Annotated in this window: 13 protein-coding genes; 2 read left to right on the top strand and 11 right to left on the bottom strand. The window is 60.8% G+C overall.

Annotation, left to right across the window (positions count from 1 at the left end):
- Positions 1-64 precede the first annotated feature (64 nt).
- The 6 genes from HHL22_RS19250 to recA all read right to left on the bottom strand — a co-directional run bounded on the left by HHL22_RS19250 (position 65) and on the right by recA (position 6,613).
- A complete protein-coding gene (locus HHL22_RS19250) occupies positions 65-1,666 on the bottom strand; it encodes a hypothetical protein (RefSeq protein ID WP_169533016.1) in 1,602 nt (533 codons plus the stop codon).
- 8 nt (positions 1,667-1,674) lie between these two features.
- A complete protein-coding gene (locus HHL22_RS19255) occupies positions 1,675-2,388 on the bottom strand; it encodes an RluA family pseudouridine synthase (RefSeq protein ID WP_169533017.1) in 714 nt (237 codons plus the stop codon).
- Positions 2,389-2,445: 57 nt separating this feature from the next.
- On the bottom strand, positions 2,446-3,534 hold the full coding sequence (locus tag HHL22_RS19260; protein WP_241738182.1) for a sensor histidine kinase: 1,089 nt from the start codon (positions 3,532-3,534) through the stop codon (positions 2,446-2,448).
- Between the two features lie 165 nt (positions 3,535-3,699).
- Positions 3,700-4,422, bottom strand: coding sequence for a response regulator transcription factor (locus HHL22_RS19265; protein WP_169533018.1), 723 nt, complete (start codon positions 4,420-4,422; stop codon positions 3,700-3,702).
- 93 nt (positions 4,423-4,515) lie between these two features.
- Positions 4,516-5,343: a DUF3108 domain-containing protein gene (locus HHL22_RS19270; protein WP_169533019.1), complete on the bottom strand. Its 828-nt coding sequence runs from the start codon at positions 5,341-5,343 to the stop codon at positions 4,516-4,518.
- A gap of 160 nt (positions 5,344-5,503) precedes the next feature.
- Complete coding sequence (gene recA, locus HHL22_RS19275) at positions 5,504-6,613, bottom strand: recombinase RecA (protein ID WP_169533020.1); 1,110 nt, start codon at positions 6,611-6,613, stop codon at positions 5,504-5,506.
- Between the two features lie 319 nt (positions 6,614-6,932).
- On the opposite strand from recA, the gene HHL22_RS19280 reads away from it, so the two are divergent.
- Positions 6,933-8,015 (top strand): hypothetical protein, encoded by a 1,083-nt coding sequence (locus tag HHL22_RS19280; RefSeq protein ID WP_169533021.1) that lies wholly within the window; start codon positions 6,933-6,935, stop codon positions 8,013-8,015.
- A gap of 150 nt (positions 8,016-8,165) precedes the next feature.
- Here HHL22_RS19280 and HHL22_RS19285 read toward each other — a convergent pair whose 3' ends face one another.
- Positions 8,166-8,555 carry a DUF6799 domain-containing protein gene (locus HHL22_RS19285; RefSeq protein ID WP_169533022.1) on the bottom strand — a complete coding sequence of 130 codons (390 nt, stop codon included), beginning with the start codon at positions 8,553-8,555 and terminating at the stop codon, positions 8,166-8,168.
- 77 nt (positions 8,556-8,632) lie between these two features.
- On the bottom strand, positions 8,633-9,229 hold the full coding sequence (locus HHL22_RS19290; RefSeq protein ID WP_169533023.1) for a GNAT family N-acetyltransferase: 597 nt from the start codon (positions 9,227-9,229) through the stop codon (positions 8,633-8,635).
- A gap of 75 nt (positions 9,230-9,304) precedes the next feature.
- Here HHL22_RS19290 and HHL22_RS19295 point away from each other — a divergent pair, with 75 nt between their 5' ends.
- On the top strand, positions 9,305-10,192 hold the full coding sequence (locus tag HHL22_RS19295; RefSeq protein ID WP_169533024.1) for an SDR family NAD(P)-dependent oxidoreductase: 888 nt from the start codon (positions 9,305-9,307) through the stop codon (positions 10,190-10,192).
- 159 nt (positions 10,193-10,351) lie between these two features.
- Here the strand turns inward: HHL22_RS19295 and HHL22_RS19300 are convergent, their stop codons facing one another.
- The 3 genes from HHL22_RS19300 to HHL22_RS19310 all read right to left on the bottom strand — a co-directional run bounded on the left by HHL22_RS19300 (position 10,352) and on the right by HHL22_RS19310 (position 13,409).
- Entirely contained in the window at positions 10,352-10,765 is a 414-nt protein-coding gene (locus HHL22_RS19300; protein WP_169533025.1) for a hypothetical protein, read from the bottom strand.
- 132 nt (positions 10,766-10,897) lie between these two features.
- Positions 10,898-11,863, bottom strand: a complete 966-nt coding sequence (locus tag HHL22_RS19305; protein ID WP_169533026.1) for an AAA family ATPase — start codon at positions 11,861-11,863, stop codon at positions 10,898-10,900.
- Between the two features lie 169 nt (positions 11,864-12,032).
- The gene (locus tag HHL22_RS19310) at positions 12,033-13,409 is read right to left on the bottom strand and encodes a peptidylprolyl isomerase (RefSeq protein WP_169533027.1); all 1,377 of its coding nucleotides are present in this window, start codon (positions 13,407-13,409) and stop codon (positions 12,033-12,035) included.
- Positions 13,410-13,596 lie beyond the last annotated feature (187 nt).

Genomic DNA, 13,596 nt, shown 5'->3' on the forward strand with positions numbered 1-13,596 from the left:
TGGGGAAAAACGGACACAAAGGTACTGTTTTTTTGGCAGAACGCCAAGCGCAACCCATTAAACTTTAAGGCTGTGCGCGGGGCCTCGGGCCCGGCTGCCCGTACAACTCTAGCAAGCCGGTGGCGGAGCGAAATTGCTGCCGGTAGCCATAGCGCGCTAAATAGGCGGCTACCAGGGCCGCGTTAGCGGGGCTGGTAGCCGCCGCGGCCGCCCGGCCCCATAGCAGCACGTAAGTGGGCCGGTAAGCCCGTTGGTAAAGCACCGGATTCAGCCGGGTAGGGTACTGGCCATACTCGGAGATGGGCGAGCGGCCTGGCCGCCATACCAAGGGGAAATATCCGGTTTCGGCTTCGTAGTTCTCGTAGCACAGCAGCTGGGCTTCGGTCCCTAAGTAGCCCGCGGCATGCACAAATAAGGGCAGGTAGCTATCTAGCTCGGGGCCGCCGGGTAGTTGCGTTACGTCGGCATACGTGAGGGCGAGCAGACTGGTGCCCGGCCGGAGGTGGGGTAGCGCTGAGCGGTAGTCGGCCAGCGCAAGCTGGTAAGGCTCAAACTTCTGCCACCGGAAGCTCAGGAATAGGCTGGCTACCAAGGCGCCTACGCCCAGCCCTGCTACCCGGAGCGGCCGTGGCCAGGGTACAGCCCCTAGGCCCCCCAGCAGCACCAAGTAGCTGAGCAGCCCCCACCGCGGCCGGATGATGCTGCCGCCCGCTATTTCGTCGGGGAGGGCTACGTAGGCCACCAGTAGTAGCAGCAGCGCGCCCAGCCAGGGCAGCACGGGTCTTATGGCCGCCCCGCGCCATAGCTGCCCCGTGGCGGCCACTAGGGCCGCCAGCAGTAGCAGCGCCACCAGCCAGCGATAGGTGCCCTCGGCCGACCCGCTGTAGTGCAGCGCTTCGAGGCGCACCCAGCTCCAGAGGTTTTCACCATACTGCTGCGCGGGCTGCGCAGTGGCTGCCCCCTTGTGCCAGAAATACCACCCTAGCAAGGGAAGGGTAGGCGCGTAGGCTACCGCTAGCTGCCCTAGGGCCCGCAGCACTTGCCGCTGCTGCCAGCCCGCCGCAAGCGCCAGCAGCCCGAGTAGCAACCCCGAAACCAGGTAGGTAAGCGGATGGGCCAGAAACAATAGCGTGAGCAGGCCCGCTAGCGCCGCCACGCTCCCAAGCGTTCGGCCGGGCCGCACCTGGCGCAGCCAGTACCCGAGGGCCCACAGGAGGATAACTATGCTTAAGCAAAAATTATAGAATCCCCACAGCAGTACTACGCTGTAAATCAAAGGAAAGCTGAGTACGGCCAGCCAGCTGGCATCGGGGCGCAGGGCGCCTAGCAGGTAGCGAAGAGCCAGCGGAAGCCCGGCCACGTAAAGGGTGAGTACAAGCTTATCGGCCAGCCACGGCGGCAGCGCGGTAAGCAAGCCGCCGAGCAGCAAGTGGCTGAGGTAATTGGGCTCGGGGTTGAAGTTGAACGCCAGTAGCTGGTGCGCCGCGCTACCGGGGTGCAGCAGCATAGCCTTTAGGAGCCACGCATTGTAGAGGTGCGCCGGCCCGTCGGAAGTCAGGAAGTAGCGGTGGCTCCACAGGGGCAGCAGGTGCGCCGCCAGCAGCAACCAAAATAGCCCCTGCTCCCAGCGAATGCGCAAACCGGCAGCGGTAGCAGGCGTGGGCATACGTGGGGCTAGCGGTACTGCCCTAGGGTGTCTACCAGCACCCGGAAGTCCTTGGGATAAGGCGCTTCTACTACAATAGGCTGCCCATCCAGGCCCATAAAGCCTAGCTGCTTGGCGTGCAAGGCGAAGCGCTTGATGAAAGGCTGCTCCTGCTCGCCCTCCTTCAGGTTAAACTTCTTCTTGAGCGAGGAGAGGTAGAAGTCCTCGCCGCCGTAGAGGTGGTCGCCCACGATGGGGGTTTCCACGTAGGCCAGGTGCAGGCGTATCTGGTGCATACGGCCCGTTACGGGCTCACACTGCACCAGCGCGTGGCGGGCATAGGTATCGAGGGTGGTGAAGCGGGTTTCGGCCGGCTTGCCCTTGTAAGCCAGGCGGGCCTTGCCGCTCTTAGTGGTTTCGATGTTGCGCTCCACGATAAACTTGTCGAGCGGCGGCGCGCCCCAGGTCACGGCGTGGTACACTTTGCTCACCTCACGGTTCTCGAACTGCATGGCCAGGTGGCGGTAGGCCTCGGGGTGTTTGGCCAGGGCCAGGGCGCCGCTGGTGTCGCGGTCGAGGCGGTGGCCCACCTGGGCATCGTCGGCATACTCGCGGGCCAGGCGCAGCAAGCTGGGCGCCACCCCAATGCGCTCGTCGAGCGTGGCTAGAAACGGCGGCTTGTTGACGACGATATAATCGTCGTTCTCAAACAGAATGAGGTCTTGGAACTTGGGTGGCTTCATGCAGAGTACAAAGGTACGGTGGCGGCTGCGCGCACTTGGCGCGCCCGCACCAGGGCCCTAGGGCTGCACCTTGGGCCTAGGCAGCTTAAACTCCATGGTAGTGCCCTCGCCCAGCACGCTCTTGATATGAATGGTAGACTTGTGCGCCTCCACGATGTGCTTGCTGATGGCCAGACCCAGGCCCGAGCCACCGGCGGCCCGCGAGCGGCTTTTCTCGACGCGGTAGAAGCGCTCGAAAATGCGCGCCTGGTGCTCGGGGGCAATGCCGTTGCCATTGTCGCGCACGGCCACGCGCACGCTGCTGCGGCCGGGCGTAAGGGCTACCACCACCTGGCCCTCCTGCTCGCGGCCGTACTTCAAGGCGTTGTCAATCAGATTAATAAGAACTTGGCGAATGCGGTTACGGTCAGCTAGCACGGGGATTTCCTCGCCGGCCAGGTGGGGCGGGAAGAGGGTCAGCGTGGCGCCGCGCCGCTCGGCCTGCTGCCCCAGCAACTCAAACAGCTCGTGCACCAGCGCCACCAGGTCGAAGCGCTGGCGGCGCATGCGCACCACGCCCTTTTCGAGCTGCGCAATGGTCACCAAATCCTGCACCAGCGTGCCCAGCGTGTCGAGGCTGGCGGCGGCGCGGTGCAAGAACTTGCGGCGCATGGCCGGGTCCATACTAGAGGCGTCGGTGTCGGCCTCCTCCTCGTCCAGAATGGTATGCACGAAGCCCTGGGCGGCAAAGAGCGGCGTTTTCAACTCGTGCGATACGTCGGCCAGAAACTCGCGGCGCAGCGCTTGCAGGCGCTTCAGCTCATCCAGCTCCTGCTGGCGGCGCTGGGCGGTTGCTACTATCTCATCGCCTAGGCGGCGCAGGGGTTCGGGCCGAAACAAAAACTTGTTGCTCAGCTTCTTAAATTCTTTGCGCTTGATGTGCTCCAGGCGCGAGTAGATGCTGTTTATTTCGCGGAAGATGAGCGCCTCAAACGACAGGTAAATAAGCAGAAAGCAGGCCGCTACCGCCAGGCCGCCCGATAGAAACGCCTGGGAGCTAGGCAGCTGCGGAATATAAACGGCCGCCAGCGTGAGCACCCCCGCCACCAGCAGCGCAATAAGTATGGCAATAGTGCGCGACGACAGCAGGTGCAACAGCTTGAGCATAGGGCAGTTTAGTAGAAAAGAAGGCCTAGGGGCTCCGGGGGCCAACAAAGAACGTCATGCTGAGCTTGCCGAAGCATCTCTACCGAACAGCCCCTAGGTGGCGTGGCAGAGATGCTTCGGCAAGCTCAGCATGACGGTCTACTATCTTGCTAGGCTCAAGGGCTTCTAGTCGGCGTTAAACTTATAACCCACGCCCTTAATGGTTTGGATGTGGTGGTCGCCCACTTTCTCGCGCACTTTGCGCACGTGCACGTCCACGGTACGGGCCAGCACGAACACGTCGTTGCCCCAGATATTTTGCAGCAGCTCGTCGCGGCTGAATACCTTGTGAGGGGCGGCGGCCAGGAAGGCCAGCAGCTCAAACTCTTTTTTGGGCAGCGTGATTTTGCGCCCGTCCTGGTACACGGCAAACGCCGTGCGGTCGATGCGCAGGCCGTTGATGTCGATGGCTTCCACGCCGGCGTGGGGGTCCTGGTCGCGGCGCACCAGGGCGGCCAGGCGGCTCAGCAGAGCCCTAGGCTTGATGGGCTTGGCAATGAAGTCGTCGGCGCCGGCCTCAAAAGCCGCCACTTCGCTAAACTCTTCGGCGCGAGCGGTTAAGAACAGGATGTAGGTGTCCTTGAATCGGGGCTGCTCGCGCAGCTGGCGGCAGGTGGCAATGCCGTCGAGGTGGGGCATCATCACGTCGAGCAGGATGATGTCGGGGGCAAAATCAGGCGCGATGGCCAGGGCCTGGCGGCCATCGCCGGCCGAAGCGGTGAGGTAGCCCTCCTTCTTGAGGTTGAACTCGAGCAGCTCCACGATGTCGGGGTCATCGTCCACTACCAAAATCTTGTAGGTAGCGGCCTTGGCAGGCGCCGCCTTGGGATGGGCTAGGGTAGGAGCCACAGTAAATAGGGCGAAAGGGGGAAGAACTTCCGCGCCGCAAAATTACCAGAACGTGACGGGGTGGCGGTATTACGTTTGTGTGAAGCCCCGACCCTAGGGCTGCGTTTGCTGCCGCGCCACCATGTTAAGCTTGGTTTTCAGCCCGTCGGCCTGGTACATATCCACCTTCACCGCGCCCACGAACAGCTCGGCTTGGAAGAGCACCGGAATCTTGTTCTTATCGTCGGAGAAGTAAACTTTAATAGCGTCCTCGCCGCGGAAGATGCGGTTTTTGGGCATCCGGGGCACCAGCTTGATGGCGTGCACCAGCCCGGCTTTGGTTTCTACCAGCTCGCGGCCCTTGTACACCACCTCTAGGTTGAAGGTGCCCTCGTCGAAGAAGCCGCCCACGTGGATGACCTCGCCGGGCTTCATGTGGTCGTAGTCGAGGGTGCGCAAAAAGTAGAAGCCGCTCACCAGTTCCTGCACGTTGTTGGGCACCTTAAAGGTGTAGCGGATAGGCTCTTTGGTGTGGGTTTGCAGCACGTTCACTACGTCGCGTGCTTGGTCAAAGTCCACCACTTCCTTCTTGCGGTAGGTACCCTCGGCAATGTCGCGCGTCGAGCGCAGGGGCAAGATACTGGCTGTATCGATGTAGGCCCGCCACTGGTCGCGCACGTGCATAAAGAAGTCGAACGACCCTAGGGTGCGCCCGCTCACGGTGGCGCGGTAGCAGGGGCGGTCGGCCACGCGCTCTAAATTGCTGGAGGTTTCAATCACCGCCTCGCCCGCATTGATGATGCCGTAGTGCACCTTGTAGCGGATGGTTTCGCCGGTGCGGAAGCTGGCGTTGGGCCACAGGCGCACGGGCTCGGCCGTGCCAATTGGCTGCGTGAAGGCAGCGCACAGCAGTAGCAGGGGAACGAGTAACCAGCGACGCATACAAGTAAAAAACGAAAAGCAGGACCGCATCGGATTTACAAACGCCGGGCCAGCTCGCAAAAATATGCGGTAGGCGCACGGTAATTTTTGCGGCCTAGGCACAAAAAAGCCCCGCTGCCGAAGGGGCAGCGGGGCTTTATAGGCAGCGTCCTAAAAAATCTTAGAAAGTGTCTTCGCCGTCTTCGGGGCCGCTCATGTCCACCGGGATAACGGCCTCGTCGCCCTTGGCCATCTGGCGAATTTTGCCTTCGATGGTATCGGCCAGCTCGGGATTGTCGAGCAGCAGGGTTTTCACGGCCTCGCGGCCTTGGCCAATCTTGTTGCCGTCGTAGCTAAACCACGAGCCCGACTTGCCAATAATGCCCATGTCCACCCCTAGGTCCACAATCTCGCCGACCTTGCTGATACCCTGGCCGTAGATGATGTCGAACTCCACCACCTTGAAGGGCGGCGCTACCTTGTTTTTCACCACCTTCACCTTGGTGCGGTTACCGGTCACATTGTCCTTGTCCTCCTTAATCTGCCCGATGCGGCGGATGTCGAGGCGCACCGAGGCGTAGAACTTGAGGGCGTTACCGCCGGTCGTGGTTTCGGGCGAGCCGAACATCACACCAATTTTCTCGCGCAGCTGGTTGATGAAGATGCACAAGCAGTTGGTTTTGTTGATGGTACCGGTGAGCTTGCGCAGGGCCTGGCTCATGAGGCGGGCGTGCAGACCCACTTTCGAGTCGCCCATGTCGCCTTCTAGCTCGCCTTTCGGCACTAGGGCGGCCACTGAGTCAATAACGATAATATCAATGGCGCCGGAGCTGATGAGCTGGTCGGCGATTTCGAGGGCCTGCTCGCCGTTGTCGGGCTGCGCGATGAGGAGGTTATCCACGTCGATATTCAGCTTCTTGGCGTAGGCCGGGTCGAAGGCGTGCTCGGCGTCGATGAAAGCGGCCGTGCCCCCAGCTTTCTGGGCCTCGGCAATGGCGTGCATGGTCAGGGTCGTCTTACCGCTCGACTCCGGGCCGTAAATCTCGATGACGCGGCCGCGGGGCAGCCCGCCGATGCCCAGGGCAATATCGAGCGAGAGCGAGCCGGTGCTGATGGCCGGAATGTCGTTCACTTTCTGGTCCGAGAGTTTCATCACGGTACCTTTGCCGAAGGCCTTGTCAAGCTTCTCGAGCGTTAGCGCGAGGGCTTTGGCTTTCTCAACGGCCGGGTCGCCACTTTTTTCGGCTTTCTCGGCTTTTTCTGGTTTTTCGGCTTTGGTTGCTAAGGCCATGGGCTAGGGGAGGTTGAAAACTTGAGGTTGGTAAATCTACGATGTTTTGGCTTGCGGCCGACCGGCAATTTTCATTTACCGTTCTGTTATTCGGCGGCCATTTCTAACACCAGGCTTACCGGTTTTGTGCCGGCCGCGACTCAAATTTATGGGGAAATTTCTAAAAAATTTAGTTTGCCTTGCAAGCCTGCTAATTACAGCCGCGCCGGCCTGGGCTCAGCTGGATAACCGAGCGTTTACGTCGCCTGCGCCGGGCTTCCCTAGGGCGGGTAAAGTCGTATATCCTGACTTCATTGGGCCAAAGGAGTACGTTGACTCTATGGCGGCTGAACAAGATGCTCATTTAAAAACCTATGAAGTTGAAAAAGGCGACCTCCGCATCGCCCTAAATAGCTTCACCTTCTTTAAAGACAACGAATACTTCAACGAGATTGTCGAAGGCTACACCCTATTCGGCACGCAGCTGAACCCGCAGCTCGTGTACTACCCCACCAAAAACCTGCGCCTGGAGGGCGGCATGTTTCTGTGGAAGGACTTTGGCAATCCGCAGCTGCGGCAGGTGCGGCCCACATTTCGGGCTACCTGGACGGTGGGCAATAACCACTTCATTTTCGGCAACATCCTGCCCAATCTCAACCACCAGTACATCGAGCCACTGTTCGACTTTGAGCGCGTGATGCTAAAGCCGTTGGAAGAAGGCTTGCAGTACCGCCTCACCAGCAAGCGCGTGTTTCTGGACGTGTGGGTGGACTGGCTGAAGCAGGAGTATCCCGGCGTGGCCTACCAGGAGCAGATTGCCGGCGGCCTCAGCAGTAGCTTCCGCCTCACCGGCGACAATAGCCCGGTGCAGCTCAGTATCCCGTTCCAATTTACGGCCCGGCACTTCGGCGGGCAGATTGACACGTTGCACGCACCGGTGCAAACGCTGTTCAACTATGCTACTGGCGTGGTGGCCCGGCTGCCCCTAGGGGGGCCGGTGCTGCAAGCCGTGCGCCTCAACGCTTACGGCACGCTGTACCGCGATAACTCGGGCTTTTTTCGGCTGCCCTATACCCAAGGCCACGGCCTCTACCTCAACGGCACCCTAGAGACGCGCTACGCCGACCTGATGGTGAGCTACTGGCAGGGGCACCAGTTCTACGCCCCCCTAGGGGCCCCCTACTACCAAAGCGTGGCCTCGCGCTACGGCACGCCCGGCTACACCGATGCCGAGCGCCGCCTGCTGCTGGTGCGCCTGCTGCGCGACTTCCGCATCTCGGACGCGGCTGCCGTGACGGTGCGCGTGGAGCCGGTGTACGATATCGGCAACAAGATTTTGGACTACTCCTTCGGCGTGTACCTCAACTTCCGGCAGGAGTGGCTGCTGGGCAACCTGGCCCGCCGGGTGCGGGTGGGCCAGTGAGCGCGGAATATTGCATAAAATACCAAGAAGCGGTCATGCTGAGCCTGCCGAAGCATCTCTACCGCCCCGCTAGGACAGCACTAAGCGGGGCGGTAGAGATGCTTCGGCAGGCTCAGCATGACCGTCTAGTTTTCTGCCGGTAGGGGCAGCTTACATCGAGCTACTCATTTTGCCGCCACCCATCATCTTGCCCTTTTTGCCGCCGTGGTGCATCACCTGGCCGCCCATCGACACGCCTTCGCCGTCTTGGAGCATCATGGTTTTACCGCCGGCCATGGTTACCTGGCCGTTCGTGGCCACTTTGGTGCCGTTGCTCATGGTCATCTCCTGCGCCATAGGCATCATTTTGCCGTCTTGCATTTGCATCATCTGGCCGCCGTGCATCATGACGCCGCTTTCGCGACCACGCGATTCCATACGCTTGTGCTTGGTGGGCATGTGTCCCTCTTCTTTGGCAACGGCGGGCGCCGCCTGGGCGTGGGCGAGCGATGCGGAGGCTACCAAAGCCAACGAGGCGAGAATACTGGGAAAAGATTTCATGAAGATTTGATAAGCTAACCAGCGGAACCTTACCGCTTTAGCTTGCTCTAACGCAGCGGCTAGCTTCGTGTTGCGCATTAAGCTTCCGGCGCATAGCGCGTGAAGTACAAGATGTCGGGCTCGGGCGGCCGCGCTAGCACCCGGCGCAGTCCCTGGCGCAGGCGCGGCCAGTGCGTTGGCTGCGCCGGCTCGGCCACGAAACCCAGGGCCTGCGCTACTGCCTGCCCGCGCAGGTTGTCGGCAAAGCAGCGAATGAGCAGGCATTGGGCTTTCACTTGCCCGAAGCCGAAGCCTACCACGGCCCCTAGGGCCTCGCGGGCGTAGCCTTGACCCTCAGCCTGCGGGGCCAGGTAGTAGCCAATTTCGGCCTGGCCGGCCAGCTGCGGCATCAGGCAAATATCACCGAGGTACACCTGGCCGGTGCGGTGCCAGATGCCGAATACGTAGAAGCGGCCAGTGCGCCAGTCGTGGGCAAAGGCGGCCAGTTGCGCGGGCGCGTGGGCCAACGTGGGCACGGCCAGCAGGCGGTCGGGAAAAGAAGTGGCGAGCCGGCCGCGGCTTTCATCAAGCACGGCAAAAAAGGACGGTGCGTCGGCCACCTCGTAGGGGCGCAGCAGCAGGCGCGGCGTAAGAAGCACTAGGGGGTCCAGACCAATAACGAGGGGCCCGGGCATAGTGAACCATAACCCCCCAAGCCTAAAACTAGTAAGAAAACCCGCATACTTCTCTTCTCTTTTTTTTCTTTTCCCATGAACAGACTACAAGGTAAAGTTGCCATTGTGACGGGTGGCGGCGCGGGGGTTGGCGAGGCCATTTCCAAACTATTTGCCCAAGAAGGGGCGGCCGTGGTAGTGGCTGGCTTCCCCGAAGACCCCGTGCAGGCGGTGGTAGATGAGATAAAAGCCAGCGGCGGCCGGGCCACTGCCTTCGAGGGCGACCTGTCGAGCCAGGCCGTGGCCGAGGCCTGCGTGCAAACCGCCGTGGGGGAGTTTGGCCAGCTCGACATTCTGGTAAACAACGCCGGTACTTTCCCGGCTGCCAAGGAATTGGATGAATACCCGGTCGAAGCCTTCGAGTACATGGTGAAGAACAACATCTATACTGCTTTTCACATGAGTCGGGCCGCGCTGCCCGAACTCAAGAAGACCCGCGGCAACATCGTGAGTGCTGGTTCGGAGGCGGGCCACATGGGTGAGCCCAATAATACTCCCTACGGCGGCACCAAAGGCTTTATGCACGCCTTCACCCGCGGCATTGCCGGCGAGCAGGCCAAGCACGGCGTGCGCGCCAACTGCGTAGGCCCCGGCCCAATCGATACGGCCTGGACGCACAAGGAAACCGGCCCGATGAGCGCCGAGATGGAAAAGCAAACTACCGAAGGCGTGCCCATGGGTCGCCGCGGCACGCCCGAAGAAATTGCCAACGTGTACCTCTTCCTAGCCTCGGATGAGGCGAGCTACGTCACCGGCGCCATCTTCTTCGCCGATGGTGGCACTACCATATCCAAGAGTGCCTCGGGCGCCCAGGTGCCCACCGACCTCAAGCAGGAGCCAAAGGGCAAGCTGGACCTGCGCCACAGCAAAGATGGCAACACCGAAGTGCGCCCCGAGGATGCCGGGCACATGGTGCGCAAATAGTTGCCTGAGCCTCAGAGTTGGCAGATTTTGCCAATTACTAAAAACTAAAAAAGCCCCGCGTGCGCGGGGCTTTTTTAGTGACTGCCTAGCCCACGACAGGCAGCTAGTGAGCCGTTCGCAAAATTCCAGAAAATTCAAAAAATCTGCCGAATTCGTGCGTTAGCTATATTGCTTGGGGCTGCCTAGGGCCTGCTGGGTTCGCATCACGTTCACCTGGCGGGCGGCCTCATTGAAGAACTCCAGGCGGCGAATCAGCATTTCCTTCACGAATACCCGGCCCTCGGGCGTGCGCATAATGGCGTGCTTATCGGCCAGCACCCGCTGCATGGCCCCTAGGGTCTGGTCTTCGTGGCGCATAAACTGCTGCTGAAATTCGGCCAGCCGCGCCACTCCGGTGGCCGTGAGGGTGAAGTGCTCGCCGGCTCCCTGGTTCAGCACCTCGCACAAGATGTAGACTTCCAGCGGCAGGCTGGTTTCGAGGGCCGTCGTGCGCAGGTCGAGGCCGGCGGCCAGGGCGTCTAATATCACGCGCACATTGCGCTCAAACTGCTGGTAGTAGGCTTGGGCTTCCATTGCGGGCAGGCTTAAAAAAGGCATTCATGCCGACGAAGGAAGCATCTCTGCCGCGTAAGTAATTCTGAACATTGAGATTACTTGTGCGGCAGAGATGCTTCCTTCGTCGGCATGACGTTCTGGGGATTATGATTACAACAATTCGCGAACAATCTGTTCCACCGTCACGCCCTCGGCCTCGGCCTTGAAGTTGCGCACGAGACGGTGGCGCAGGATGGGCAAAGCTACGGCGCGCACGTCCTCTATATCGGGCGAGTACTTGCCCATGAGCAGCGCGTTGCACTTGGCAGCCACTATCAGGTACTGGCTCGCCCTAGGGCCGGCGCCCCACTCCAGCAACTGCTTGGCCCTGGGGGCGGCGCGCTCGCCCTGGGGACGGGTTTTGTGCACCAGCCCCACGGCGTACTCCACCACGTTGTCGGCCACCGGCACGCGGCGCACCAGCGCCTGGTAGGCCTGAATATCGGCGGCGTGTAGCACCTTGCGCACGCTGGGCTTGCGGTCGGTGGTGGTGTTTTTTACAATATTCAACTCCTCCTGGTAGCTCGGGTAGCCCAACTCGATGTTGAACATGAAGCGGTCGAGCTGGGCCTCGGGCAGCGGGTAAGTGCCTTCCTGCTCGATGGGGTTTTGGGTGGCCAGCACGAAGAAGGGGCGCGCCAGCGGGTAGCGCTGCCCAGCCACCGTCACGGCGTATTCCTGCATGCTTTCGAGCAAGGCAGCCTGGGTTTTGGGCGGCGTGCGGTTTATCTCGTCGGCCAGGATAATGTTGGAGAAAATCGGACCCTTCACAAACTGAAATTCCCGCTGCTGGGTCAGCGTTTCCGAGCCCACAATGTCCGACGGCATCAGGTCGGGCGTGAATTGGATGCGATTAAACGAGAGGTCCAGCGCCTCAGCAATAGTATTGATGAGCAGCGTTTTGGCCAGGCCCGGCACGCCTACTAGCAGGCAGTGGCCCTGGGCAAACACGGCTGTCAGCACCAGGCGCACTACCTCGTCCTGCCCCACTATTACCTGCCCGATTTCCTGCCGCAGCTGCTGAAAAGCAATTTTGAGCGAGTCGGCCGCTTCTTTATCGTTCTGGAATGACGTCATTAGCACGAACTACTTGGGTACTGGAATAAAGAAGAAAGAGCAGTAACAAAGAACGTCATGCTGAGGCCCGCGAAGCATCTCTCCCGAACAATGACCCTAGGGGCCAGGTAGAGATGCTTCGACAGGCGCAGCATGACGTTCTCTTTTCAGTGGGGGTGCGCTGCCGTCATCATTCGGTGCCCGCCGCCAGCACCTTGCACTGCGCATAGTCGGGGGCCACTTCCAGGTATACGGTGTTGCGGTTCTTCTCGTACCACTCCTCCAAGGCCTTGCTTTTCTTTTCGTTAAGCGCGGCCTGCGATATTTTCTGGTAGTCGTCGAGCAGGTTAGCCTGATGAGGCGGCGTGTTGCTCTTGAGGTACAGAATACGCATGGCGTCCTTGCCATCATCGGTGCGGTAGGCGAGGGGCGGCGTAATGTGGCCTACCTTCATCGTGTCGATGGTGAAGAAGATGGCCGGGTCGAGCTTGTCGAGGGGCAGCTTTGAGCCGCCGTCCTGGCGGTTGGCCAGCAGGCCGCCGTTGCCGCTGGTGCCTTTATCCGTGCTGTTGTCCTTGGCAGCCTTGGCAAAGCTGATGCTATCGCTCAAAATCTGCTTGCGCAGGCGCGTCAGCTTCAACGCCGCCTCGCTGGCATCGGCCGCGCCGGTGGTGGGCTTTAGCAGGATGTGGCGGGTGGAATACTGGTCGCCCTTGCGCTCGATGAGCTGGATGAGGTGAAAGCCGAACTGCGACTCCACCACCGGCGAGAGCTGGCCGGGCTCCAGCTTGCGCGAGGCGGCCTCGTACTCGGGCACCAGCTCGCCCTTCTTAAAATACCCTAGGTAGCCGCCCTGCGCCCCCGAGCCGGGGTCCTGCGAGTACTTCTTGGCCAACTCCTCAAAGCTCTCGCCGGCCTGAATGCGCCCGCGTAGGTCGTTGAGCTGGGAAATGGCCGCCTGCTTGGCCTTATCATTCACCTGGGCCGGGATAACTATCTGACCCACTTCCACTTCGGTGGAGTAGTACGGCAGACTGTCCTTCGGAATCTTGTCGAAGTACTCCTTCACCTCGCGGGGCGTCACCGTCACCTTGCCCGAAATCTTGTCCTGCATTTCCTGCTGCACCAGCTGGTCGCGCACCTGCGAGCGCAGGTCCTCCTTCAGCACCCGCACGGGCTTGTTATACAGCTCTTCCAGCTTTTTCTCCGAGCCCACCTGCTGCACAAAGTAGTTCATGCGGCGGTCCAGCTCGCTGTTCACGCGGCTATCGGTCACGGTCACTGAGTCGATATCGGCGCGGGCCAGCATCAGCTTGTTCAGCACCAGGCTTTGCAGCACCTTGCAGCGCAGGTCGGGCGGCAGGGGCTTGCCCTGGGCGCGAGCCTGCTCCTGGGCCACAATGCCTTCCACGTCGGAGCGCAGAATTATTTGGTTATCCACCTTCACAATAATGCCGTCGAGCATTTGCTGCCCGGTGCGCGGCCGGCTCATGCCCAACTGGGCACGGCTAGCCAGGGGCAGGCTGAGAAACAGAATCGCTACGAGGCACCAGGATAGTCGTTGCATAAGTATCTAATGAGCAAGGGGCTACGGGTTGGTAGCCGTTGGCTGGAAGCAGGGTAATCGACAAGCGCCGCGCCGCTGGGCACACCAGCGGCTCTGGCCTACAGAGCCCCCTAGGGGGCAAATGGTTGCCAGCTGGTTAGCTGAACGCGGCCGACTGGCAAAACATAGCAGCCGGCTTGGCAAAATT

The sequence above is a fragment of the Hymenobacter polaris genome, from assembly GCF_012927305.1.
GTDB classification, from domain to species: Bacteria; Bacteroidota; Bacteroidia; order Cytophagales; family Hymenobacteraceae; genus Hymenobacter; species Hymenobacter polaris.